Here is a 26,701-nt window from a genome sequence, read left to right as displayed (position 1 = left end):
TGCCCTGAGGCAGTCGTGTTTTGAGCTACTAAAGAGTAGGTAAAGATGCTAAAAATCCCATCATTTCGAAAAATAGACGATGTCACGGTCTATCAAGACGATACCGTTTGGTACCAGTTTTGTTTAATTCCATCGCTGCCCACCATCAGTCGCGATCGCGACGGCAACCCCGTCTTTTTGCTCACCACCTTTCAAACTACTGAACAAGACGACAGCGGCAGTCAAAATGCCTCGGTGGGCGGCGGGTTTATGAACCTGGACGTGCAGTTTGCCGTCGATGAGGCCACCACCGCCGCCGCCCGAGCAGAACTGCAACAGTGGGTCAATGAAGAGTACGCCCGTCGTTGCAGTGACCCTCAATATGCCTCCCTGGCTGACTATAAATCCCCCACGCCGCCCTCGGTAATTCTGGCCGATCCGCTCTATTCGGGCGGCACGGTCAAAATGCTCACCACCCAGTCGGAGCTGCTGACCACCGATCGCATCGCCGAGGCCCCGGCCTCCCTGGTGAGCGGGTCTACCGCCGTGTTTAACATTGACCTGACCGCCGCTGGGGCCAGCTTTATGAAACAGCTGATGGTCAACCCCGACGGCAGCGGCAAGATCGACCTGACGCCGGTTTCGGTGCTGTACTGCCTCAATATGCTGGCCCGCATGCCAGCGGTCAAAATCAACATTGTCGGCGACTCCAGCCGCATCCACGAGACCCTGATGGAACTGTCGGCCAACAACCAGGACAACCCCTGCACCCCCAGCGAGGTGGAGTCTTACCGAGAGACCAGCACCAACACCTCGACCCTCAAAGAGACCGGCATGGTCACGGTGCACATCGACAAAGGCGATTTCAGCGTGCCCGATGAGGTGCTGCAAGAGCTGCAAGATTACGCCTTTGAGCTATTCGACACTATGGTGCAGGAGCGGTTTTTGGTGCCCGCCGAGGGCAGCGATCGCCCCCTAGAATTTGAGGACGAGTTCCCTGGCAGCGACGGTCTCGACCCCGGCTGGGCCGCCATTCTCTACCAACACTCCAACTATACTGGCGCATCCCTGGAGGTGAGGGGCGACCTCAGCAGCCTGGGGCATCTCAACGGCCAGGTGTCGTCGGTGCGGGTGCGGGCCGGTCACCGCATTACCCTCTACCGCAGCACTCAGTTTCAGGGGGCGAGCCAGCAGTTTAGCGGCTCGGTTTCGAGCCTGGGGGGCGGCTGGAATGACGGCACCGCCTCGGTGAAGGTCTGGCGACCTCCAACGAGTCGCTACAAGGTGCAAAAAACCGTCAACCACGCCACCATGCATTTGGAAGTGGCCCTGGAGCGATCGCAGGTGGTGGAGTGGCCGGTAGTGGCCCAGGCGACCCTGCAAACCTTTTTTGCCGATGCCACTAAAGAGGCCATGCAGCGCCACGTGGTGCATCTCACCCTGGACGATTTCAAATCCCTGGGGGTGACGGTGCGCACCTTTGTCGATTTCGCCCACGAGCCCATTCAGGCCGTTGTGGTGCAGGCCGAATACAGCGCTAAAGATGAGACCGGGGATGCCAAGCTGTACGAAGGATCCTGGACGTTTACCGCTGAGGACAATCGCCCAGAACGCTTTAATCCGCCCCTGATCGCCGACAAGCGGCAGTATCGCTTCCGCTATCAGCTAATCTACGACGATGGCAGCATCACCGATTTCACCCTCTGGGAATCGACCACCAATCGCGCTTTGAACATCAGCGCGCGCGATCCGGGGCGTCTGGAGCTGGAGGCTAGCGCCGCCAGCCTCAACTGGGACCTGGTGAAAAGCGTGGTGGTGCGGCTGGCCTACGGCGATGCGACTACGGGCATTCAACCCGTTACCAAAACCTTTCAGCTCACCCCCCAGACCCCCAGCCGTAAATGGGAAGAGCGCTTTAAAACCCAGGTGCAGGGCGCGGTTGAGGTCAAGCTGACCTACCACATGGCCGACGAAAAAGTCTTCGAGGCCAAACCCCAGGCCGTGGCCGTCACCGAAACCCTGTTTGTGGTGCCGCCGCCCCAGGTCGATATTCTCAACATCAACCTGGTGCCCGCTGGCGACTGGAACGCTGTCTCGCAGGTGGTGGTTTCGCTAGAGTACGACGCTGGGCAGGGCCGCATCTACGACAAGGTGTATCGCCTGAGCAAGCTGACCGATAGCGCCGAGTGGCAGGTGCTGCTCCAAGACCCCAACCGCCGCAGCTTCCGCTACAAGTATCTGGTGATTTATAAAGATGGTCGCTCCGAAGATATTGCCTGGCAAACGAAGACTGGCGACCAGCCCATTTCGATCCAGGTGAAGGGGTTGCCGGTGCTTAAGGTGGGGGTCAACGTCAGCAGCTTTGAGGGCATGGCTGCGGCGGTGGTGAAGTTCACCTACGGCGGTGAAACCAGCACCCTCACCTTTACCGATGCGGGCGTTAAGGGGTGGGAAGCGCCCCGCCTGCCCAGCGGCGACACCCAATACACCTATGAGGTGATCTGGTATCCCGACAATGGCGACCCCATGCCAGCCGCACCCGTGGTGACCAATCTCACGGAACTGGTGCTGCAACCGCCCCGCCAGCCGAAAGCGGGCAAGCTGGATGTCATGATTCGGGGCTTTGCCGTCGATTTTGAGGCCACCCCCTTTGTCGATGTCATGCTGCGCTGGAGCGATGGTCAGCGGGAAGAGCAGCACATGGTCGTGCTGCACAAAACCCAAACCGGGGATACATGGTCGGTGGATATTGGCCCCAGCAGCCAGCGCCAGTACCACTACGACGTGATCTACAACCTGGCCGACGGCAGCCGCGTGAATGGGCCGTCGGTGGATACCGAGGTGCCGGTGATATCAGTAATGCCCTATCGCCCCAGCACCTAGGTCAAAAATTGGCCTAAACCGCTCAAGTTTTCCCTCAAGTTTTCTCATTGGAGCGATCGCATCTAACCGTAGCTGCGATCGCCAGCCGATGCTGCCCCTTTAAGGGCAGCAAAACTGTTCATCAACTCATATATTTGGAGTAAGTTCATGCTGAAGCTACCTGCCTTTAAGCACTTCCAATTTGGCGATGGCAGCACCGCCACCGTCTTTCAAGACGACGCCATGTTCTGGAAATTCTACGTTATTCCCGGCTTTCCCAGCGTTCGTTTAATCAATAAAAATGGCAGCACCAGCGGCAATCCAGGGGAAGAAGAATTTGAAGACGACGAAAGCGGCGATCCTGTTTTCATGCTGATCAAATACTTGCTTTCCGATGAGTCGCGCGAAGAAAACCCCGAATTGCCCCGAGGGGGCGGCTATATGGTGTTTGACTCTGAACTCAGGGTTAAAAACCGCCACCTCAAAACCATTAAAGAAGACCTCGAAAAGTACATCTCCGGTGAGTACAACCGCCTCAAAAACCTGCCGAATAGAGAGCGCACGCTGACGGCCAACGCCATTCGCAACGATGTCATTGGTGAGCACTGGAAGCAGACGGGCCATGAAGGTACTCCTCGGGCCTCCTCTCAAACAGGCTTTACCAGCAGCTTAACCATTCCTTCGTCCAACGCGCCAGAGACCCCGCTACCGACTGAAGCCCCCCCAGTGATTTTTGCCGAACCGCTGTGGAAAGAGGGCAAAGTCACCATGAATGCCCCCGAGGCACCAGGTCTGGTGAATGGCAAAATTGGCGAGCGTCCGGCCTCTATGCTGGGCAACTTTGTCGCCTCCTTTAGCCTTGATCTCACCACCGATGGGGCCACCTTTATGGAAAAAACCCTGGTGGGTGAGAGTGGCGTAGGTGCCACTGACCTATCCCCCATTCAGATCGTCTACCAACTGGTGATGCTGGCCAAACTGCCTCCGGCCACGCTGTATATCCACTACAACACCCAAGAGGTGTACCACGCCGTTCAGGAACTATTCCACGAACACCATAACTGCTCGGACGATTACTTCACCTCCGAAAGCATGGTCAGTACGGCGATCGAGGCCGGTCTGATCACCGTCAAAATCGACATGGGCGGCGTCACCGACGATGAAATTCAGCAGATGATGATGCAGCAGGCCATGAGTTTCATTCAGCAAACCCTGGCAGAACGGCTGGCCGACAAAGAGCAAGCGCCCCTGGAAGAATGGGCTACTGAAGACGTCGCCGAAAGTAGCCAGGAGGTCTATCGCCTGAAGCGGGTCACCGAAGTGGATATGACCGACTTCACCATGACCCTAGACTTCCACCCCACCGTGGAGTACAAGATTGCTCCCCAGGGCACGCTGGCGACCTTCTTCCGCGATCGCACCGACATGGACAAATTTGTGCGCGTGGTCGATCTCGAGGATCGCTTCTTCAAGACCCTCGACCTCAAAGCCCGCGCCTTTGCCCAGTGGCAAGAGGACGAGATTGCCTTTGTTGAACTCGAAGTCAAGTACGACCAGGGGGGCGACCTCAAGACCAAGACCTTTACCTTCACCCCCACCGAAACTGAACCCCAGGAGTGGGATCCGTCACTGGTGGAGGGCAAGCGTGAGTACGAATACCGCTGGCGGGTTGGCTTTGAGGGCCGCGAAGCTGGCGACTGGTCGCGCTGGCAGAAAGAAACCACCCGCAACCTCAACGTGTCGGTAGAAACCCCCGGCAAGCTCAACGTCGAAGTCACCGGGGCCGGTCTCGACTTCAAGGATATTTTCAACGCCGTGCTGGTACATCTGCGCTACGAAGACAGCGCTAACGATGTGCCCCTGGCCGGGCAGTCGGTGCTGCTCACCGCCGATCGCGGCTCGGGCAACTGGAACCGCAACCTGTTCGCGCCCTTTGAGAAACCGATTGAGTACCGCGTTGAGTATCTGCTGACCAACGGCACGGTGGTTGAAACTCCCTGGCAGAAGACCGACGGCCCCACCCAAAACATTCTGATTGCGCCCCCCGACGATATTGATGTGCTCAACCTGAATATTCTCCCCGCCGGTAAGTGGGGCGGCGTAATTCAGGCGATCGCCTCGTTTATCTACGACGACGGCGACTACAGCCAAGACCAGCAGTTCCGCTTTACCAAGCCCGACGAGTTCAAACAGTGGAACGTGCTGCTGCGCAAGCCCGACTTCCGCAAGTTTCAGTACAAAGTGCTGGCCACCTTTGAAAATGGCGACACCCAGGAAACCGACTGGTTTGTGCGAGAGAGTGACCAGGCCGTCCCCATTCAAATCAAGGGGCCACCGCGCCTCGATGTCACCCTGAGCTGCCCCACCCACGACTTTGCCGGGGTACCCCTGGTCAAAGTTGACCTCGACTACGACGACCCCGAAGGCACCAGCGAGACCGACAGCTTTACATTCCAAAAGCTCAGCGATGTGCACAAATGGTCGCTGCCGATTCGCGAAGCCGGCCCCCGCAGCTACCGCTACCGCGTCACCTACTACCCCCTAGAGGGCGACCCAGTTGCCCGCGCCTGGCAGGTGACCGAAGAGGAAACCCTAATTATTCATCGCTACGAGGTGCCTAAGGTCGGGGCAGAGTTTAAGCCCATGTTCCAAAACTTTACCCTCACCCCAGCGGTGGAAGTCACCCTCAAGTACAGCGACCCGCAGCGCGGCATCCACGAGTCGGAAACGCTGATCTTCACCGACAAGACCGCCCAATCCTGGTTCGAGGTGGTGCCCGACAGCGCGATCAAGACCTACGACATGATCGTCACCTGGTACTACGAAGACGGCAGCCAGCAGTCGTCTACCCCAGTGACCCTCGACAAACCCGTGGTGCTGCTGCCCAAGCCACCCGCCCAGCAATCATAAGGAGGCCACCATGCTGTATTTAGGAAATGGGGCGCGCCAGATCACTGTCGGGGAAAACCAGACCCTGTACCTGTTCCCAGACTTTTCTGACCCCGCCCACTACCACTATCTGCCCAACAACCCGCACATCGCCAAAATGGAGGATGGCACCCCGGCCATTCGGCTGCTGGTCTACCGCGAAGACCTCGACAGCCTCGGTGCCGACGATGAAGAAGCCGTCGCTTTTCTCAGCCTCGACGTCGATCTCTCCTGGGACCCGGCCCTAATTGACGAAGCGGCCAGCCAGCTGCGGGTGGAGGGCAACCTGCTGCAAAAGCCCCGGCTGACGCCCATTTTCTTTCGCCAGGGCACGGTGAAGCTGATGCTGCTCGACGCCGTGACGCCGGAGGGCGACGACGGCGCTGGGGAAGAGATTCGGCCCACCGACTTTGTCACTCAAATTATGGGCAGCGGCTCCCCCAGCCTCTACGGCGACAACCGGGCCATTTTTCAGGCCTCGCTGACCAAGAAGGGAGCCGCCGCCCTCTCGGGGGCGCTGGAGGGGGTGACCCCCATCGGGGTGGTCTACTCCCTCACCTTTGCGGGGCTGCAACCGGCCTTTAACGTGCGGGCCAACGTCGATTGGCAAAGGGTCTACGACCACTTCAGCGAGCAGGAAAAAACGGATCTGCTCTTTTACGAGAAGGAGATTCAAAAATCCATCGACAAGCTTAAGGATGAACGGGCGATCGCGTTTGAGGTGACGATTGAAGGCATCGGGGCTGAAGCGATGGACTCGGCCCGCGAGGAGGTGGAAAAATCGGTGCGGCAGCTGATCTTTGATCAGTTTTTTGAAGCCACCTTTAAGCGCGAGACCGCCGCTGGCCAAGAAACCAGCGAAGAAATCGTCGATACCCTCACCCACATCGCCAAAAATGGCCTCACCCTGGGGGTAGGCTACACTTACCGGCGCAAAGAGATCACCGTGGAGGAACTGCGCACCCTCAACCTCGACTGGACCGCTCGCCGGGCGGCTGAGCGCACCATCTATCCCCAGGCCCACATGTACAACCTGCTGAGCCAGGGGGGCGTAACCCGAGAGCAGCTGATCACCATTGTCGATGGGTCTGACGATCTCTGGAAGGTGCAGCCTTTCGAGGTCAACACCACCGCCGCCTGGGAGGCCGACGGCATCGCCGGCATTACCGTCGACATTGAGTACGACGATGCTGATGAGGGCACCACGCGCTCCTGGAGCACCTTTTTGAGTGAGGCCAAACCCAGCGACACCCATCGCGACTGGATGGATCGCACCAGCGGCAACAGCTTCCGCTACAAGTACGAGGTGGTCTTTCAGGACGACGGGGTGCCTGGCCCCCGCCCTAAGGTCAACTCTGGGGCCGAGTGGTTGACCCACACCGGCACCACCCTGCCCATTACCCCCCGGCAGCTGTACGACAGCGTGGAACTGGAGGTGGGGGCTGTCCCCAACTTCTCGTTTACGCGCTGGCCAGCGGTGCAGGCCATTCTGCGCTACCGCACCCTGGATGGCACCTTTGTGCACTATCACGATGCCGTACTTAAGGATAACTCCCGCACCATGAGCACTCGCTTCCGGGTCGACAAGGGGGTGCCCGGTGTGCGCGAAGTGCGCTTTGTCTACATTGGCGCTACTGGCGAGCGGGTGACCACCGACTGGATGCCGATGCCCCAGAACCAGTGGGTGGTCGAAGACCCCCACGCCGAAGACCTGACGGTGCGGGCGATTGTGGCGGGCGATCGCAAGCAGATCTCCAATCTGCTGGTGGATCTGGAATACGTCGATCCGGTGGCGGGCATCCATGAGACGGGCTTTTTGTCCTTTAGCACCGACAACATCAACCAGCCCCAATCGTGGACGGTGCACCTGGCCGACCCCACCCAGCGGCGCTACCGCTACCGCATGACCCTGGTCAAGACCGACGGCGACTTTATGCAGACGGGCTGGCTGGGCACCGATGCCCCCACCCTGCCGGTGGGCGAGGTCTACGTACGTCGGCTGACGGTGGAAGTGGTGACCGGCGAACTGGACAGAACCGTCGAAGCCGTGGAGGTGCAGCTGGTCTACACCGACGCCGACAACGATCTGCGCAAGGCCGACACCTTTACCCTGGGGGCCAACAGCCGCGCCGAATGGCAGGTACAGCTCCAGGATGCCAGCCAGCGCTCCTACCAGTTCACCACCACCTGGAAGCGCCGCACGGGCTTTAACACCACGATTGGCCCCAGCAGCAGCAGCTCCAGCTTTCTGATCATCCCTGGTACTCCGCCGGAGAATTAGCCATGCTTGCCCTTGAACGGTCTTTGGGGGTGGTCGCCGATCTCGCTCTGTTTGGTGACCACGCCGACCCTCAGCGAATTTACTACAGCCCCACCCGGCCCCGCATTGCCCAGGTGAATGGCCAGCCAGAGATCTCCCTGGTGAAGTTTCACGCCAGCGACGGGGCGACCACCGATGGGGCGGGTCTGCTTTCCCTGGTGACGGAGCTAGCGGCGACAGCGGAGGAGCTAGAGTCGGCCCGAGAGTTTCTGGCCCAGCAGGGCGTGTCGGAACCGCTGCTGGTGCCGGTGCCCTGGCGGAGCCGGAGCGGCAAGGCAGTGTTTGCCGCCGCCCTGCAGGAGGGGGATGGCTTTGTCGAAACCCTTTATGGCGAGGTCACCCCCGATCTGGTCGCCAACAACCGGGCGATGTTTTCGGTGCTGCTAACCGAAGCGGGGGCCAAACTGGTGGAGGCTCTACTGGAAGAGGACGGGCCAAATCCCCTGGGGGTGCGCTACGAACTCAGCTATGCCGGGCTGCAACCCGCCCTGGATGTGCGCATTCGGGCCGACTACCAACGCATCTACGATGAGCTGGCCTGGGGGTTTGAGTTTGGGGTGGCCTACCAGGGCATTGGGGTGCGGGCTGGGGTTGAGTCGGCTACCCAAAAACTGCTGGAGTCAGGCGCGATTCAAGTTGAGGTGCTGCACTTCACCGATGACGCCGACTTGCAGCAACGGGTCGATCAGGCGGTGCGCTGGTTCCAGGAAAAAATTCTGGAGGAGTTTTTTCAGCCCAGTCTGCGGCCCCCGGCCCAAAAGAGCCTGCTCGATCGCGCCGTAGAAGCCGCCCTGGCCCTGGGGGCGGCAACCCTAGACGAGGCTCTGGCCGACACGGCCCTGGCTACTCAGCTAACGGAGCAGCTCGGCCTTTCCCCTGAGGCCTTGGGACGGCTGGGGAATTTGGCCCAGGGAGACGCCGCTAGCGGGGGGGCCACCAATGCCCAATCGACCTTTGCCCTGAAGCTGCAATTCACCTTTCGCGACATTCGCCAGGAAGAGCTTAAGACCCTAACCCTGGACTGGACTGAGGCCCGGGCCGAACCGCGCACCGCCGCCCCCCAGGGCCTGCTGGCGGAACTGGGGGCTAAACCGCAGATTCGTGAGGTGGACGACAGCGACGATTTCTGGCAGAAGTTGCAGGTTAAGGTGCGATCCCTGGGAGATTTTGAAGCCCTGGGGGTGGAGCGGCTGGTGGTGCAGATCGCCTTCCCCGACGAAGTGGATAGTGTGGTCGAGCGCCCCTTTGTGTTTGAGCCGGAAGACAGTCAGCCCCAGGTCTTTGCCGCCTGGACCAATGGCTTGCCCAAACGGTATCGGGTGCGAACGGAGGTGCAGTTTAAAGACGATGGCCCCTGGCCAGGGCTGCCCGTGTTTCAGGGCGAGTGGAAGACTTCGCAGTCTTTAGAGCTGGCGGTGCATCCCCTCAGTGAGGTGCCTCGCCTGGAGGTGGAACTGTCGCCGGGCAGCCTCAAGTTTGAGGAGACGCCGCAGGTGCAGATCGACCTGCGCGTAGATGGCGAACCTGCCGATACCCTGACGCTGACGGCGGCGCAACCGACCGCTCTGTTTCGGCAGCGGCTCAATGTCTTGCGGTCGAACCCACCGATTGCGATCGCCGATCCATCCCCCAGAGGCAGCGGGGATATTAATGCAACTCCGCGCCCCCTAATCGAAGCCCGACCCACCTGGTACCTGGCCGATGGTGGCCGCGTTCAAGGCGACTGGCTACCGATCGCGGGCAATGCCTTCATGGTGCCCCACCCCTGGCAGGGGCAGCGCACGGTGCGGCTGTTTCCCCTGCTGCCCGACGACTTTATTGAGGCGCTGGTGACGCTGACGCTGGAGGAGGAGGGGCGATCGCAGACGGTCGATCTGCGGTTTCAAACCGGGGAACGGCGCACCAAGTCGGTCACGCTGCCCACCCTAAGCCCGTCGCCGCCCCCGGTCACCGTGGACACTGTGGTGATTCGCGGCGATGGCAGCACCTATTTTGGCCCGCCCGTGACGACGGCAGAGCCGGTGGTGGTGATCCGCGATCGCGCTGGCGAGTTTCGCCAGATAGCCGTTCGCCTGCTGGCGGGTCTGCGCCTGGCCGACCACGGTCTAATCGCCGTTCAGGTCGAACAGCTGGATGAAAACGACGAGGCGATCGACAGTATTGCCTTTACCGAATCTAGCCGCGAGCCGGGGCAGTTGCTGGTGCCCGTGGTTGATGGTAGAGCGATCTCCCGCTACCGAGTCATTCGCTATGCCCTAAGCGGTGCGGCGACAGCCTCCCCAGTGCAGACCAGCCCGGCAACAGAACTGCTGATTCCAGCAATGGCTCCCCTGACCTAGGATCGTTAACCGCAACTTGGCGCAACCAGCCTCTTCCCAACGGGTTATCCCGAATCCGAGGCCGACATCACTAGTTCAAAACACGAATGCTGTAGGGGCACAGCAAGCTGTGCCCCTGCGGGATTGCATCCAGATAGCCATTTCAAAACCGTGAACTAACAGCCTATTTTTATACGGCAAAAGAATCTAAAAATGGCATCTTTCCTCCACTCAAAAGTACCCAGACGGGTAATGGGAACGATTAATGTTGCTAACTACAATAGAGAAAACCAGGAAGATAAACGCTGAAAAGTCTTCTTTTTGCATCAGACCTTAATCATGGTCACGGGCTTTGAAATCACATCAATATAACGTTCTAAGTTGATTCATAAAGCCAGGACTGGGAACTTGTCAGTACAAGCAAGATGCCTGCCCTAGGGATTCTCAAGGTTATATGGGACAGCTTCAGGTTCTTCACTATTCCTTATTTTGCGGACTGCTTCATCTCCCCGCATGAGGCGCTGAATCACCTTGATGCATTGGTCCATCGCCATAACAGTCTCTACAGAATCGTTTAATTCTCGTTTTTGATTAATTCTCAATTGCTACGGAAATTGCCACAGCCAAGACCTCAAAAACCTTAGAAACTCAATGCTTAACATCAACCCATCGCTGAGGATATACCCTTCATGCTCTACCTCGAGACCGGGCTGGAACTGCACGGATTAACCCTATACCAGGACTACAACAACAAATCGCTGTTTTTCTATCTGCCGAAGTCGCCTCGCCTGGCTACCGAAGCTGGGCAACCGATGTTTCAACTGCTGATCTATCGCGATGCCAATGCACCGGCAGCTGATATTAAGGCGGGTGGTTTTTTGACCATGACCACCGATCTGGGCGTTCCTGCGGGAGTTTTGCAGCGGGTGCGTGACGACCTCTCTCGCCTATATAACGTGCAGGTTAGCCTGGCCCCCGTACCCATCAAGTCGGGTTCGGTGCGCGTGACGGCGTTGGACAGCGCCTCGGCGGGGCAGGTGGCCCCCGGTGAGCTGCGCTTTGTAGAAAATTTGATCAGCAGCAGCAGCCCTAGCCTTTACGGTGACCAGCGCGCCGCCTTCTCAGCCGAGCTGAGTCAGCAGGGGGCCGCCCTGATCAAGGCCGCCCTGGAAAAAGAAGGTGCTACCCCAGTCGTATTGCTGTATGACCTGGTCTACGAGGGGTTGCACCCGGCCTACGACGTCACCATCACCATTCAGTTTCGCCAGGCCTATGAGCATCTGCGCAACCGCACGCAGATGAACACCCTCTGGTTTCGCACCGACCTCGATAGCGAGATGGAGTCGCTGATCAAGTCAGGGGCGATCGCGATCGAAGAGGTCGTTTACGAAACCGAGACGCCTGAGGACACGGCAGCCCGCATGACTCGCCTGCACAACTTGGCGAAGGAGCTGGCCCAGTGGACTTTCTTTAAACCGGCGCTGAACCCCGGTACAGTAATGGCCAGCGATCGCGGCACCCTGACCGCCTACGACGCTCGCCCCGACCTGAACAGCATTTTGGCGGGGCTGACCAGCACCTCCAGAGCCGCCCTGACCGGCGTGGGTGCCCAGGCCGATGTGGGTACGCCCCGGCGACCCGGTGCCGCCGTCGCTACCAGCGCCGTGGAAGGCGAAGCCCAGGGTGGAGCCGCCGAACCCCCGACAACTCCTCCCCAGAACGGGACTAGCTCAGAACCCCCGACCGCTGTAGAAGCCTGGAACCGGGCCGGTCGCCCCCAGGGGGCATTCATGCTGCGCAACTTAGAGCAGGAGGAACGGCAGGAGATTAAATATGAACTGCGCCAGGTGGCGGCGGTAGAGCGGGCGATCGCACCCCAGGGGCAAATTCGCCTGCTGGAAGGCGCGGCCAGCCTGCCCGGTCGCATTCTAGAGGTCGATCTGAAGGACGAGTTTTTCGACACCCTGGAGGGCACGGTGTCAACGGCGGCAGATTTAACGGCGGCTGGGGTCACCTCGATGGTGGTGAAACTGCGCTACGGCACCAAGCCAGACGGCAGCCACTGGAAAGATGCCTTTGAGGCCCCCCTCACCGCCGCTGGGCAGAGCCACCCCTACCGCTTTTTTGTCGATCACCTGGGCAGCCGCGAGATCGAGTACCAGGTTGTTTTGAACTACCAGCCCGATTTTGCCATTGGCGACCCGGCTACGGTGGAAACTTCCCCCTGGCAGCCCACCACCACCCGCAGTTTAGATATCAACCCCTCGACCTTCAGCGCAATTTTGCCGGTCAGCCTGGAGGGAGCCATGGTCGATTGGAACGCTATCCAGCAAATTCAGGCCCAGGTGCAGTACGAGGATGCTGAAAGCGGGCTGACGGCCAGCGATACCAAAATTTTGACCCGCAGCACCCCCACCGCCAGCGTGCCGATTCGACCCAAAAACCCGGCTCGCAAGGAGGTCACCGTCACGGCCACCTTCTTTTACACCGATGGTGAAAGCGAAACTGTGACCCTGAAGCAGGCGGGCGATCGCCCCTTTGTGATCAACCAGCCCTCCGATTTGACCAAAGTGGTCGATATTCAGCTGGCGGATCTGCTGAACCGCTACCAGCAGATGGTCGTGCAGCTGGCCCACAATACGGCCGACTCTCCCGAGGTGGAGCGCACCATTACCCTTAGCGAGGGCACCACTACGGGGCAGTGGTCATTCCGCCGCCAGCAGACCGAGAGTGCTCAGTTTGCCTACCGCTACACGGGCTTTTTGAAAAACGGGGCGGTGCGAGCCGCCGAGCAGTGGGTCAAAACTGAAAACCCTCTGGTGATTGTGGGCGATCGCGCCGCTGGTCTGCTGACCGTCGAAGTCGCCTTTTTAGGCTCCCTGGCCGAGGGTAACTTTCGCATGGCCAAGCTCAAGCTCACCTACCCCGATGCCCCCGACTGGGCTGACAACACCGTCGAAACCCTATTTCGCACCGGGCTAGAGCCTTTTTCCTGGCGGGTGCCCATGGCCCACCCCGAGGCCACGGCCTACACCTACGAAGTCACCTGGTTTAGCCACGACGGCCAGCGCCTGACGATTGGCTCCATTACCACCCACGACGAAATTCTGCTGTTGGATCCTTTAGCCCCTCAGACCCATGCCACACCCTAACCTTTCGAGCTACAAAGACGGCTTTTTTGAGTGGTTTTTGGCCGAGCTACCCGGCAGCCCCACCTTAGAAAGCCTTGAACAGCGCCAGCCCGCTAATTGCCCCCTGGTGCTGATGGCCGACTACACCGAGTACAGCGGCGCGGCCCTCACTCCCCTGCCGAATGGCTCCATTACGCCCCAGTTTGCGATTCGCACCGAGACCGAGGGCGCGGTACGCACCTACGTCATGCTCTGGGTGGTCGAGCGGCTAGATGTGGCCACCGACTCTCGCCAAACCATAGCCCGCATTCTGGCCGACTTTCGCCCGTCTACCGCTCTAGAAGACGAAGCAGAGGTAGGTCTCAGCAGTAGCGAGGCTGACGCCTGGGCCAGCGCCCTAGACAATGCCGCCATTCGCCAGGCCCTCGCCCAAAACCTCGGCACCCTGACCGCTGTGCCCGCCGGGCTGCCCACCAGCGATCTAGACGAACTGCGCAGCTTTTTACTCCACTTCGGCACCTATCGGCCCGATGGCACCTACTACGCCAAGGGCACCGTTGCCGAGGGCGAATTTCCCGCCGGGGTAAGCCCAGACTACCTGGCACCGGAAACGGGAAACTTCGCCGAGATCAAACTCCAGCGCGACAGCTTTTACTGCTTTGCCCTGGTGCCAGAACAGTACTGGCATCCCCAAGCCTCGGCCTCAAACTTTCGGCAGCTGGTCTACCGCATCGATGACCTAGGGGAAGCCGCCGCCGATCGCTGGCGACTGGCCCTGCTGCACACGGTGGCCTCCCACCAGCCCGATGCCCCGGCCTTCGCCCGCTTTATCTTCTTCCACGCGGATGTTGGGGTTGGGCTACCGATCGCCGCTACCGCCCAATCCTCCCTGGCCCCCTCAACCGCTGGCTTTTTAGAAGACTTACCGGAGTGGATGGCGGCGTTGGGCGAGGCTCTGCGCGACCCCAACACGCCAATTGTGGGGACAGAGCAATCGCCCTACGTATTGCTGCTGGGGTCTGTCGCCCCAGACTTCCCCCGCACGCCCTTGCCAGAGGGGGTGATCGAAGATGGCAGCGGGGCCATTCGCACCTTTCGCTGCCCACCCGAGCAGGTGATGGCCCTAGCCGAGCGCAGCGATGTCGAAAACCTAGAACTCTCCACCCCGGTTTGGGTTTGCATGACCGACGCCAAAAATGAAATCAACTTGGCGGGGCGCACCTTGCCCGCAGGCATCACCCCGGCCAACACGGGCCGAGACATCGTGGTGGGCATTGTCGATTCGGGCATTGACGGGGGGCATCCGGCCTTTTTGGGGCGGCAGGACGATGCCACTAAAACCCGCATTCACGCCGTCTGGAACATGGACGAATCGGGGGGGCAGTCTCCCTGGCAGCGCAGTGGCCAAAATGCCGCCTACCGCTCCATGAATTTTGGCAGAGAATACCTGGGCCACGACGAGGTGATCACCACCACCGACTATGTCACCAAAGCTGACGGTACCCATAGTGCTGGCCACGGCACCCACGTGGCTGGCATCGCCGCTGGCCGCGCCGTAGGAGGCTGGCCGGGCGGCATTGCGCCAAGGGCGACCCTGGTGGTGGCTGGCGTCGGCAGTACCGGAGGCTACGTCAACGATGTGATCGCCGGAGTGAAGTACTGCTTTCAAAAGGCTACGGAGTTAGGCAAACCCTGCGTGGTCAACATCAGTTTGTCGACCCAGCGGCATTCTCACGACGGCACCGACCCGCTGTCGATTGGGCTGACCCAGCTGGTAAGCCAGAACATTTTGCCCGCCACCGGATTGAGCGCCACCGGCTTGGGCTCCCTGCCCAGCGCTATGCCTTCCTACATCGATGGCCGAGTGATCTGTGCCGCTGCCGACAACCTGCGGGGCGATCACGTTCACTGGCAGGCCACCGTTGCCGCTGGCGACCAGGTGGAGGTTGTCTATCAGCCGCAAAGCCCCGACGGCATCACCTTCTGGGCCTACAACGAAGACGGCACCGCCGTGCGGCTCGACCTATCCACCCGACATTCCACCAACGCCATTTTGGCCACCCCTGAGATCTCCCTCAGAGCCTCCAACGGTGCCGTCTCCACTAACCTACCGGGAGGGGTGCAGGTCAACCTGCACAACGGTCCCGAACGCCCCAACAATCGCCACTACAGTCCTGAGGTGTACTGGTCTGGGCCGCTGCCCGCTGGCCCCTGGATTGTGCGGTTTCGCAACCGGGGGCGATCGGTCTGCGTCATCCACGGCTTTGCTGCCTACCGCAGCTTTCGGGGTCAGTTCATCCTTGACCCAGCCGTTACCCAGCCGCTGATTGGCGTCACCTACACCGCCGCCCAGCTGGCCCAGTTTGAAACCTGCAAAGTTGGCACCCCCGCCAACGCCCCCGGCACCATTGGGGTCGCGGCCTTTACCAGTCGACCGGGCATTAGCAGCCCGGTGGATGAGATCGCGCCCTTTTCCTCCCCTGGCCCACTGCGGGCGGCGGCTCCAGGGCAGCGGGCGATCGATGTCACCGCCCCAGGGCACATCATTAGCTCGGCAAAGTCCTGGATGCCCAGCGATACCAGCCGAGGCGTAGTCGATATGTCGGGCACGAGCATGGCCAGCCCGATTGTGACGGGCCTGGTGGCCGCCCTGCTGCAAATGGATGCCAACCTCGACACGGGGCAAATTCGCGATCGCCTGGAGCTGGCCAGCACCCGCCGCCCCACCGATGGAGTGGATGACTGGGGCCTGGGGCGCATCGACGCCGCCCAGTTTCTACGGGTGTGAGTTCAGTAACTTTCCACGGTGAAGCACCATGTTGGACATTGGCAGACCCCCTGAATTCATCGACGGCCTAACGGTCTTTTTTGACCATGCCGACGAACAGCGTCGCTATGGGCTGGCCGATGCCCCTCGGCTGGTGGCCAATCCACACCCACAGCTGTCGCTGTGGCTCTTTCGGGGCGAAGACAATCAGGGCGGCCTGCTGCAATTTGAGGCCGAGCTGGCCCCCAGCGCCGAGCAGATGGAGACAGTCCGTACCAGGTTGTCTCAGTCTGGTGAGCCCCCTCTGCTGTTGCCCCCCCACTGGCGCACAGGAGAAGTCCGGCTGACGGGCTGGCTTGACGGCGACGAACTGGCTCCCCTGTCGCTATCGATGGGCATGCCGTCGCTGCTGGGAAACCCCCTGGCGCTGGTGGCCGCTCGGCTAGATGCTGCCGGGGCCGCTTTGGCCGATGCGGCGCTGCGGGGCAATGCCCTGCCCACCGTGGTGGTGTTTGATTTGGAAATGCTGGGGCTAGCCGGGCCGTTGGGCATCGAGGCGGAGGCCGACCTGCACGCCATTCACGATCGCCTGACGGTAGAGGGAGCCCTCACCACCCCCTACGGTGCGGCCCGGTTGGCGATCACCTGGGAAGAGCTGGTCCGCGACAACCTGATCCGCCTGCGGGTGGTAGACGAGAGCGGCGATGTAGAAAGCCAGCGAGCCGAGGCCTTGCGTCGGGTCGGCCAGGAGCTAGTGGCCCGTATGTTTTCACCCTTTCCCCCGGCGGAGAAACCCCCGCTGCTCAACGACGACTCGGTGGCTGCCCTCGAACTCAGCTTTCGCCTGACAGCCCGCCGGGAAGAACTGGAAACGACATCCCGCTGGAGCTTTTTGGAGCGGCGAGCGATGCCCATTCGCCATTATGCGGCGGCTAGCCTAGTGGATCTGCTGGGCACCCAGGCGGCGGTTGAGGTGATCCACTGGGTGGATTTGACCCCTGCTCCCATGCAGATGACGGTGCGGGGGGAGCGAGAACTGGCCCGGCTGGGATTGTCTGCGGTTGAAGTGGAGCTGAGCTGGAGCCCTGAGAAGTCTGTCGGTATTGCGGGCGATCGCCCCATCGATCACACCATCATCCTGACCGACGATCGCTTTGAGGAGCGCTTTACCCTCAGCCGGGTGCCGACGGAGCCGGTGCAGTATCGGGTGCGATCGCACCCCGACCCCGAGCAAACCCATGTCCCCAGCCAAACCACCGACTGGCTGAGAGCTGAGGGCGGGCTGATTCAGATCTCGCCCCGGCGACTCTTTCCGCCTCGGGTGGTGACGGCGATCGCCAGCCCCATCGACTTTGCCTGGCTAGACCACGTCGAACTGGTGTTCAATAGCCCCGCCGAGACCGCTCGCTCGCTGCGCCTGGATACCCACACCCGCAGTGCCGACCTGTTTCTACCGGCGGTGGGCGCTGGTCCCGTCTGGTTTAGCGCTCACTGGCGAGGTCGCCCCGGCGAACCCAGCTACGTCGAACCGCCCCGGCTATTAGAAGCAGACATTCTCATCCTCGACAGTCCCTTTGGGGCCTCCCTGGAACTACTGCTGGTGCCCCTGCCCCTAGAGGAGGTGGCCACCCTGGTGGTCGAACTGCAAACCGGGCCAGAGAACGGATCAGGCAGCTTTGAGCACCAGCGAGCCGTTACCTGGGATGGGGGCGATCGCACCCCCCAGCGGGTTGGGCTGCGGCGTTTGCGGGGCACCCCCCGCCACTACCGCTACCGAGTTTCCCTCATGCATCACAGCGGCAGGCTGGAGCAGCAGCCCTGGTCATACAGCGACGCCACCACCCTGGTCATCGGTGCCACCGAGCCCATGGCCACCTACACCACCGAAGTGGTGCTGCTAGAGGGCGGGCCAGCCCAGCGGGATAGCTTTGCGATCGAGCTCATCCTGGCTTCTGGGGAACACCAAACCCGCCAAATTTTGCAGCAAGACCAGGATCAGACCGAGCTGATTTTAGTGGTTCCGGCTACCGCCCCGCCGCCTGAGCTAACGGTGCACGAATTCATGAACTCCGGCCATGTTCACGAAAGTCACTGGCCTCAACCCGCCGCCCTAACCGTTTTGCCGACTCCCTCCCTCATCCATCCTTAACCCATTCCCTCGAGGTTTCACTATGCTTTACGACGAGCCCGTTCTTTACTTTCGCGGTCTAACCCTATTCAAAGACTTCAGCAATCCCGACACCTTCTACTACCTGCCGCCCGAGGTGCCCAAAATTGCCCGCAGCGCCGAAGACGACGATGACTACGCCCTGCGGCTGGTGCTCTATCGTCCCGACCCCAACGCCCCGACTCCCCAGGGCATGGAAAACGGCGGCGGCTTTCTCAACCTGGATGTCGATCTACGGGTCAGCGATCAGCTGCTAGAGGAGGTGCGCGAAGAAGTGCAGCGGCGGTTTGGCAGCCAAGCCAACCTGGTGCCTGTGCCCTTCATGAATGGCTCCGTCGAGCTGGTGCTGCTGGGCACATCCCGAGACGATGAAAACCAGCCCTTTGTGCGCAAAATTGCTGGGTCTACCGTGCCAGCCCTCTACGGCACCCAGCGGGCCGCCTTCAGCGTGGTGCTCGATCGCGACGGTGCTGCCCTGATGAAGCAGGTGATCGAAGCCGGCGGCGATACCATGGCCCTGGCCCTCTACCACCTCACCTACGCGGGCATTGGCCCCGCCTACAACCTCAAAATTACCGTCGATTACCAGCGGGTCTACGAACACCTGGATCTGCGCCTGCGGGCGGGAATTGCCGCCAGTAGTGGCAATAGTTCCTTCGTGGGCAAAGCGGGCTTTCACCTGCTGATGAAAGAACTCAAAGAAAACCGCGCCATTCTGGTCGAAGAAGTTGACCCCATCCCAGGGGAAAATGGCCGCGACGCCGTCAATCAAGAGCAGATCAACGGCATTATTCGCGATTTGATGGGCTCTACCTGGTTCAAACCGACCCTAGCCCAGGTCGGGCAAATGGCCAATCTGGCCGGTGCAGCCGGGGGTGCCGAAGGCGGCTCCTCTGGAGGCACCCCGTCCGGCAGCGCCAACGGCTCAGCCAGCCCCAGCGGGTCAGGCACCAACCCACCGCAGTCGGGCCGAGTCAATGCCACCTGGACGGAGGACAGCAAGGAGCCCGCCCAAAACTTCCCTGCCGAACGGGGTCTGGAAGCGTTTCAGCCTGCCCCCAGTGGCACCGAGGAGACGTTAGTGGTTAGAGGGACTGGGGCGATCGCCAAGACCGGCACCGAAGCTGGGTCGTTGCAGCCTGCGACCCTAGACGGTGCCCGCCTAAAGGTAGACGTTCCCGCCGGGCAAACCCGCTACGTCGAAATTACCTGGCCTGCCACCCAGGGGCAGCCCTCGGCAGAGCGGCAGCCCGCCCAGTGGACCCAGGCCCCCGGCGAAGTGCCCCCAGACCGAGGGGTCGCCCCCTTCCAAGCCGCCGCCAGCGGCACCCGCGAAACCTTGACCCTGAGGGGAGAAGGGGCTACCGCCCGAGTCGGCAATAGCGCCAGCACGCTCCAGGGTGCTCCCCTAACCGGCAGCACCCTGGCTGTGGAGGTGCCCCCCGGCGAAACCCGCCAGGTGGAAATTACCTGGCCCGCCACCCAGGCGACGGAAGAGGTCTTCCATCTCTTCTTTGACTATGATCGCCCCACCAGCGCTAGCGATGTCAGCGGCTACTCCAGCCGCAACCCCCAGCCGCCCGAAGGCACCCTGCCGCCCCCCGCCAGCGAAGGAGCCAGATTTCTAACGACCTCGCGGGCGGCATCTAGCACCGCGACTGGCCCCAGTGCCCTAGATGCCTGGCTCAGCACCCTACCCCCCGGCACCACCCTGGAGCTAGACGCCCACGCCAGCTTTGAAAATCATCAAAATATTGATACTTCAGTCCAACAAGCCACTAATCAAGTCCTCTCTGACCGGCGGTTACAGGTCGCCCGCAATTTAATTGTCGGGCGCTTTCCGATCAACGGTCGAGCCCATGGGCATGACCAGGCGAGAACCAATCAAATTCCGACCCTGGGCAACGACAGCGCCCCAGCCAACAGTCGTGGGGGCAGACCCCAGCACCGGGTGGTGCTGATTCGCGCCCAGCGGCCTGGCCGCCCCCAGACTGTACTGCGAGGCACTCTGACCCGGCCCCAGGCATCTCAACCCGGCAATGGCTTACCCCAGTCAATTTTGCGCGGCCACTTACAGCGGGGCGGTAGCGCCACCCCCGGCCAAGGCAGCAGCACTAGCAAGGTCGAGGCCAGTTTTGAAGTCAACCTGGAGATCATTCAGCAGGAAGAAAAAATTACCGCTACCTACGAACTCAACTCCCGTAAGGCCCGCACCCAGGAGGTGCATCCCCAGGGACAGCTGATTCTCGATGCTATCAACCCAGCCGACTACGTGCTTGAAGCCGACGGGGCGATCGATTTCTTCCAGTGGCTGGAGATCGCCGCTTCGACCACGGCCCAGTGGCAGCAGGAAGGCATCGACTCCATCGCCATTCAAATTCGCTACGGCCCCGATGGTACTGGTGGGTTTCAGCGCACGGGCGACCTGCTGCTCACCCCCGAGCAGGAGACCGACAGCTGGAAGGTCGGCGTCTTGCACGAGAACGACGACCCCCAACTGCCAATAGCCTACTGGTACGACTACCGAGTGACGGTCAACTTTTTGCCCGACGTAGCCCTGGGCGACCAGCGCGGAGCCGTTACCAGCGTCGGGGCCGCCAACGCCGATTCCGAGGGCTGGATTCGCACCACCGAGCGCAACCTCGTCATCCATCCCCGCGATGTTACCCCCGCTGTGATGGTTGATCTGGCGGCAGGTATCATGCACTACGATCTGATCGAACGCGCCCAGGTGGCCCTCAGCTACGGCCCCTATCGCCAAAACCTACTGCTGTCGTCCACCAGTTCCCAGCACCGCCTGGTAATTCGCCCCGAACCCGATCTGGAAGACAACCGCCTGCACACCACGGGCACCATCTTTTACAAAGACGGGGCGCAGGTGCCCTTGCCCGCCAAAGACTGGACCCTGCAAGAGCTGATTGTGATCAACGAGCCCAGGGAAAACACGCTGCTGGTGCAGGTGATTCTCATGGACCCCCGTGATGAGTTTGAGCGGGTCAATGTGCGGCTGCGCTATGAGCACGACAATCGCATCGTCGAAGACGATTTTGACCTGATCAACCACGCCCAGCTAGAGGAGTGGAGTGTGCGACTAGAAGACCCCAACCATCGCACCTGGCAATACCAGGCCACCTTGATCAAAAAATCGGGCGATATCGACATTATTGAGTGGACTGAGGGCAACGCCGACGGTCTGCTCACAGTGGGCGTCAGAGCCGTGGATGTGATTCCGGTGCAGGTAACGCTGCTGGTGCCTCCGGCGGGTGACCTACTGGCTGTCAAGGTGGAGCTGCGCTACGAAGACGCGGCCAACAACCTGCTGTGGGATTACGCCATGCTCTTGCGCGGCACCGATCAGCCAGACTTCACCTGGTCGATTCCCATCCTAGACCCGCAGATTAAGAGCTACCGATATCGAGTCACCGAGTTTTATCGCTCAACAGGTATGCGCCAGGGCGAGTGGATTGAGCACTCGGGTACTTCCCTTGAACTGATACCAGGGTTCTAAGCATGGAAGCTCTGTTGCTGAGGGCGGCGCTGCTGGCGGGCTACGGCCGCGAGGCCGCGCCCCTGGCCCAAAAACTGGCGGCGGTGGTGCAGGCCGGGGCAGCCCGCTCCTGTCTGGATGCCGGTGCTCTGGTGCAGCTCACCGTAGCAGCACCCGGCCCACCCGATTTGCAGGTGGGCCTACGCTTGGCCGACCCCTTTGATGCCAACGCGCTCACGGAGCTTTTGCCGCCCCCCACCCTGGGCTATTTGGCCCAGGGTTTGGATCGGTTGCCGCCAGCCGACCATGCCTCTATGGGCACCTGGTTGTTCTGGTCAGAAACCCGGCAGTCTGTCTATGTGGATCTGCGCGATCCCGACCCGGCTTGCGCCCTAAAGCGATTGCAATGCCTGCTCACGCCCCAGCAGCAGGACCGCTTAGAGCAGGTAGCAATCCCTGTCCACCAGGGGCGGCCCTGGGCAGTGCGACTAGAGGCTACCTCAGCGGGGATAAAACGGGTGCAGGTGCATTGGCTGCTCCATCGCCATACCTTGGTGCATGAGGTGGCGGAGGGCATTGCGCCAGGGCACTGGCCAATGGCGCTAGAGGTGCTGGGGCATCTGCTCAAACGACCGGGGCATTCAGGCCGTTGGGTGATTGCTACTTCGTTGAATAACCAGAATAGCCCCGGCCTATCTATTGCCAACTCAGGCTGGGCCCTAGTACCCGAGGATGCTGAGAAGCATCGGGCGATCGCCCGATTGTTTAAGCAATTAGGTGGCCCCCAAGATTATGCTGAGGCGCTGTGGAGTCTCTGCCAGGGCCAGGTCGGCCCTAAATGGCGGGTCGGCAGAGCTTGCGAATTGCATGTTCACGGCAATCACATCCACACCAAACTCTTTTTTGTACCCCAGCCAGATGCTAATCAGGTATGAAACCTCGGCGAACTAACCAAGTAGATTTTATCGAGGTCGAAAAGGCAAAGAAGTTTGTCGAGTTTCTCCGGCAGTACTAGAAGCCTCGGACGATTCGCGATGGTCTAAAGATCGGCCTAAGGGTCATCACCTAGCGACCCTATCGGAATGCTAAAAGTGGGAACGTCAGGATTTTGATCCTTGAAAACTGGTGAAGGTGAAGGACGACCTGAAGTCAAAGTCTAGGCCATTTACCCACGCCGAGGTGCAGCAAATTTGGAGATCTTTGAGGGCGATCGCTACTACGCCCACTACTATCCCTACGTGTACTTTCTGCTCAATACAGGGTGCCGCCCGGCAGAAGCCGCCGGTCTGCGCTGGAGTGCTACTGATGAGAAATGCACAAACATCTGGATTGGGCGCACCCTTACCAAGAGATCTGGCGATCGCAGAGGTCGAAGAGATCATCTTGAGTTTCAATCTCAAAATTACGGCAGAAGGTAGTCTGCCCATGGTTGCCAGCAGTAAAGCAGAGTCAGATTTTGCGATCGAGGTGAAGCGTGAGTTTCCGATTTCTGGGCATGAGAGTTAGCTTCTGTGGGTCTCTAAAGAAGAATTCTTTGGGGAACTTGGGACTAACTGAGGCTGAAAAGTTTGGGGAATCCCCAAGGTAGGCTGCTTGGCTTAGGCCCTCTATGGCAGTGCTGACAAGGCTTAAAAGGTTTCTAAAGAATCACTGGCTTTGGGGCAGCTAGTTGCGTGAAATTTGATTCACAGCAAATCTGCTGCCCTATAAGCGAGATCTTAAATCATGCCGAACAGAATTAATGGAACAGCGTTTAGCGATAACGGAGTAGTTCGTTCAAAGCTGGTTGGTCGAGACAGAGAAGATTTTCTCTTCATCAACATCAATGATGGGATTGATATTATCCAAGGATTTGCCGGAGATGACATTCTTGAAGGCCGAGGAGCTAATGACCAACTCTATGGTGGTGAGGGTAATGACCGCCTTGATGGTGGAGATGGCGCTGACCTAATGTATGGAGGCAGTGGTTTTGATGTCTACACTGTAGACAATCAAGGCGATCGTGTTGTCGAGCTTTTGAATGGAGGCATTGATACTGTTCAATCATCGATTTCCTTAGTGGTGCAGAAAACTTTTTTGAGTCTCATGATGGACGACCCAGGCGGTCAAAATAGCCTCTGAAACCCATTGCCTTCGTTCGATCTCTTGATAAATCCTAAATCTGCTGTCTCAGCGAGAATCCTTTATCCATAAGAGTTTCAGGAGTTTTCTGCACCACTAAGCATCGATTTCTTACGGTCTAGGAGCCCATGTAGAGGATCTGGTCCTACTGGGCAATGCGAACCTTAATGGTGCAGGTAACAATCTACCAAATTACATTTGGGGGAACGTCGGCAATAACACCTTATTAGGTGAAGGGGGTGCAGATAACCTCTATGGAGGAGATGGAGCCGATCGACTTTTTGGCGGGTACGGGTCTGATTTTTTTGAATGGTAGAGCAGGCGCAGATTTTATGCAGGGTGGACAGGAAGCAGATACCTATATTGTCGATAATATAGGCGATCACATTGTTGAGGTGGCTAATCAAGGCACTGACACTGTTTATGCGTCGATTTCTTACACACTGAGCGCCAATGTAGAAAATCTGACCCTATTTGGTACGGCAAATCTTAATGGCGTAGGTAGTATCTTTAGCAATATTATCATAGGCAATAGTGGTAGTAATACTTTAATTGGCGGTACGGGAGGCGATCGCCTGGATGGCGGAGTCAGCGCAGATGTTATGCAGGGAGGTCCAGACTCAGATACATATGTCGTAGACAATATAGACGATCGCGTCCTTGAATTCTTTGGCGAAGGCATCGATATTATTCATTCGTCGGTTTCTTACAGGCTAAGTGCTGATGTAGAAAATCTGACTCTGCTCGGTGCAACGAATCTTGGTGGGACAGGTAATGACCTCGACAATGTTATCAAAGGCAACAGAGGTGATAATCTCTTACTTGGCGGAGGGGGTAACGATCGTCTGATTGGTGGAGCAGGCAATGATACTTTGCTTGGAAATGCAGAGGCTGATCGCTATATCTTTGACTCAGGGAGAGCCTTTAGCAACGGAGATTTGGGAGTTGATACTATTATCTTTTTTGAGCGCGGTTCCGATAAAATCGAGCTGTCTAAGGCTACATTCACAACCTTAGCCAGTCGCGGTAGTCTCGTAGGTACTGCTGGGTTTAGCGACATTTCAGAATTTGCCCTCGTTACCAGTGATGCGGCGGCGGCCCTCAGCCGAGCTGACATTGTCTATAACGCTGGCAATGGCAAATTGTTTTACAACCCAAATGGCAGTCTTGCAGGGTTTGATTCGTCATCTGTTCAGGGTGGGCATTTTGCTACTTTATCTGGAGCACCCAGTTTAAGCAGCAACGACTTCTGTTTAACTGAGCCTATTCAGATTACTTAGCCTTGGGTTGATGATTGTGCGATCGCTCTTCAATTTAGGAGGGCAATCGCTTTTTGTGCAGTCTATTTTGAAATGCCTGTTAGAGACCTGAAAGAATTGCTGGTTCGTTGATGATGAAGTTTGGGGAATCCCCAATGCGGAGGCATGATCTGAGCCTGGTTACCTAGGTGTGGCGGGACTTTGGGCGATCGCGTTGGGGGATTGGCTTTGGGGCGGATGCCTTGGTGACACTGGGCTGAAAGCAAATCTCCCTATGAGTTACGCAGGTGCCCCCATGGTGACTTTAAGTTTATTGCCCACCATTGCAGATGCTCGCCCAGCCCGGTTTTCTGAAAGTCAAGAGCAACCCAAAGAAGCGGAGTTGGCTGTGTTGGGCCGTCTTTTTGAGGGATTTGCAGATGGTGTGTTGTTGCTGACTCAGGATGGAACCTGTCTCTATAGCAATCAGGAGGGGCGGAGGCTTTGCCAGGTGTTGCAGGAAGGTCAACGTTCTGCCCGTGCTATTCCTCTTGGTCTGTGGGTAATGTGTAGGCACATGATCGAAAGCCGTAGTCTGTTTGAAGATATAGCTTTGGTGCCAACTCAGACGCTGACAGGGGCTAAGAATCAGCTGGTTCGGGCTAAGGTGCAGTGGTTAGAGTTGCCGCATGACTCCGAGGCTTACCTGCTGGTGTTGTTGGAAGACCAGTCGAGGTCGGCGCAGGCTACGGCGCTGCTGGAAGCGGTGCGGTACAAGCTGACGCCTCGGGAGAAGGATGTTTGGCTGCTGCGGCACGCGGATTGCAGCTATAAGGAAATCGCAGCGAAGCTGTTTGTTAGCGTCAATACGGTGAAACGCCATCTCAAGAGTATTTCTGCCAAGCGGATGCTGATGGTTGAGGAGTAAGGGGCGATCGGTGATTTCTGGTAGTTGGAAGGATGACTATATTGATAAGTATTGCCAATTGGGTATTTTAGAGTACTGGATCGTCGATTATTTGGCGTTGGGAAGTCGCAACTATTTGGGCAACCCTAAGCAGCCGTCGGTGCTGATTAATAGGCTAAATGAGCAGAAGCAGTATGAGATGCAGTAGCTTAAAGAGGATGAACGTATCCTTTCTGCTACGTTTCCTGAGCTTGGTTTGACCATGCATAAGATTTTGCAATCTTAGTGCTTTGTTAAGCTTTAATTTACAAGCGGTGTAGAGGACTAGCAGAACTGAGGAAAGCGTAAAGGGTAGTGCATTTTAGTAAAGGACAGAGGAAAGTAAAGGGGCTTCCCTTTCTGACAGCTTCTCTCTGACTCGGCGATTGTAGTCATGGATGAACATCCAGATTGCCCCGATGTGATTCTCTAGCTTC

14 protein-coding genes are annotated in these 26,701 nt (G+C 59.0%); all 14 read left to right on the top strand.

All coding sequences use genetic code 11. The features are described from left to right. Positions 1–45 precede the first annotated feature (45 nt). The 14 genes from VB780_RS24625 (at position 46) to VB780_RS24565 (ending at position 26,246) form a co-directional block, all read left to right on the top strand. Entirely contained in the window at positions 46–2,862 is a 2,817-nt protein-coding gene (locus VB780_RS24625) for a peptidase inhibitor family I36 protein (protein WP_323353833.1), read from the top strand. A 147-nt stretch (positions 2,863–3,009) separates the two neighbouring features. Further along, complete coding sequence (locus VB780_RS24620) at positions 3,010–5,751, top strand: hypothetical protein (protein ID WP_323353832.1); 2,742 nt, start codon at positions 3,010–3,012, stop codon at positions 5,749–5,751. Positions 5,752–5,761: 10 nt separating this feature from the next. After that, entirely contained in the window at positions 5,762–8,050 is a 2,289-nt protein-coding gene (locus tag VB780_RS24615; protein WP_323353831.1) for a hypothetical protein, read from the top strand. A gap of 2 nt (positions 8,051–8,052) precedes the next feature. Beyond that, positions 8,053–10,428: a hypothetical protein gene (locus VB780_RS24610; RefSeq protein ID WP_323353830.1), complete on the top strand. Its 2,376-nt coding sequence runs from the start codon at positions 8,053–8,055 to the stop codon at positions 10,426–10,428. Between the two features lie 668 nt (positions 10,429–11,096). Continuing rightward, on the top strand, positions 11,097–13,559 hold the full coding sequence (locus VB780_RS24605; protein ID WP_323353829.1) for a hypothetical protein: 2,463 nt from the start codon (positions 11,097–11,099) through the stop codon (positions 13,557–13,559). Continuing rightward, on the top strand, positions 13,546–16,326 hold the full coding sequence (locus VB780_RS24600; RefSeq protein WP_323353828.1) for a S8 family serine peptidase: 2,781 nt from the start codon (positions 13,546–13,548) through the stop codon (positions 16,324–16,326). Before VB780_RS24605 ends, VB780_RS24600 begins: the two co-directional genes overlap by 14 nt. Before the next feature lie 28 nt (positions 16,327–16,354). Then, positions 16,355–18,454 carry a hypothetical protein gene (locus tag VB780_RS24595; RefSeq protein WP_323353827.1) on the top strand — a complete coding sequence of 700 codons (2,100 nt, stop codon included), beginning with the start codon at positions 16,355–16,357 and terminating at the stop codon, positions 18,452–18,454. A gap of 22 nt (positions 18,455–18,476) precedes the next feature. Further along, complete coding sequence (locus VB780_RS24590) at positions 18,477–21,980, top strand: hypothetical protein (RefSeq protein WP_323353826.1); 3,504 nt, start codon at positions 18,477–18,479, stop codon at positions 21,978–21,980. A gap of 2 nt (positions 21,981–21,982) precedes the next feature. Continuing rightward, a complete protein-coding gene (locus VB780_RS24585) occupies positions 21,983–22,894 on the top strand; it encodes a hypothetical protein (protein WP_323353825.1) in 912 nt (303 codons plus the stop codon). Between the two features lie 370 nt (positions 22,895–23,264). Then, entirely contained in the window at positions 23,265–23,465 is a 201-nt protein-coding gene (locus VB780_RS24580; RefSeq protein WP_323353824.1) for a hypothetical protein, read from the top strand. A gap of 219 nt (positions 23,466–23,684) precedes the next feature. After that, positions 23,685–24,080 (top strand): hypothetical protein, encoded by a 396-nt coding sequence (locus VB780_RS24575; protein ID WP_323353823.1) that lies wholly within the window; start codon positions 23,685–23,687, stop codon positions 24,078–24,080. Positions 24,081–24,186: 106 nt separating this feature from the next. Continuing rightward, on the top strand, positions 24,187–24,396 hold the full coding sequence (locus VB780_RS31485; protein ID WP_416349260.1) for a hypothetical protein: 210 nt from the start codon (positions 24,187–24,189) through the stop codon (positions 24,394–24,396). Continuing rightward, complete coding sequence (locus VB780_RS24570; RefSeq protein WP_323353822.1) at positions 24,335–25,360, top strand: calcium-binding protein; 1,026 nt, start codon at positions 24,335–24,337, stop codon at positions 25,358–25,360. Before VB780_RS31485 ends, VB780_RS24570 begins: the two co-directional genes overlap by 62 nt. Positions 25,361–25,634: 274 nt before the next feature. Beyond that, positions 25,635–26,246 carry a helix-turn-helix transcriptional regulator gene (locus VB780_RS24565; protein ID WP_323353821.1) on the top strand — a complete coding sequence of 204 codons (612 nt, stop codon included), beginning with the start codon at positions 25,635–25,637 and terminating at the stop codon, positions 26,244–26,246. The last annotated feature ends 455 nt before the right edge of the window (positions 26,247–26,701 follow it).

It is taken from the genome of Leptolyngbya sp. CCNP1308 (genome assembly GCF_034932455.1).
Taxonomy (GTDB): domain Bacteria; phylum Cyanobacteriota; class Cyanobacteriia; order Phormidesmidales; family Phormidesmidaceae; genus Nodosilinea.
This window is presented reverse-complemented; position numbering and strand designations above follow the sequence as displayed.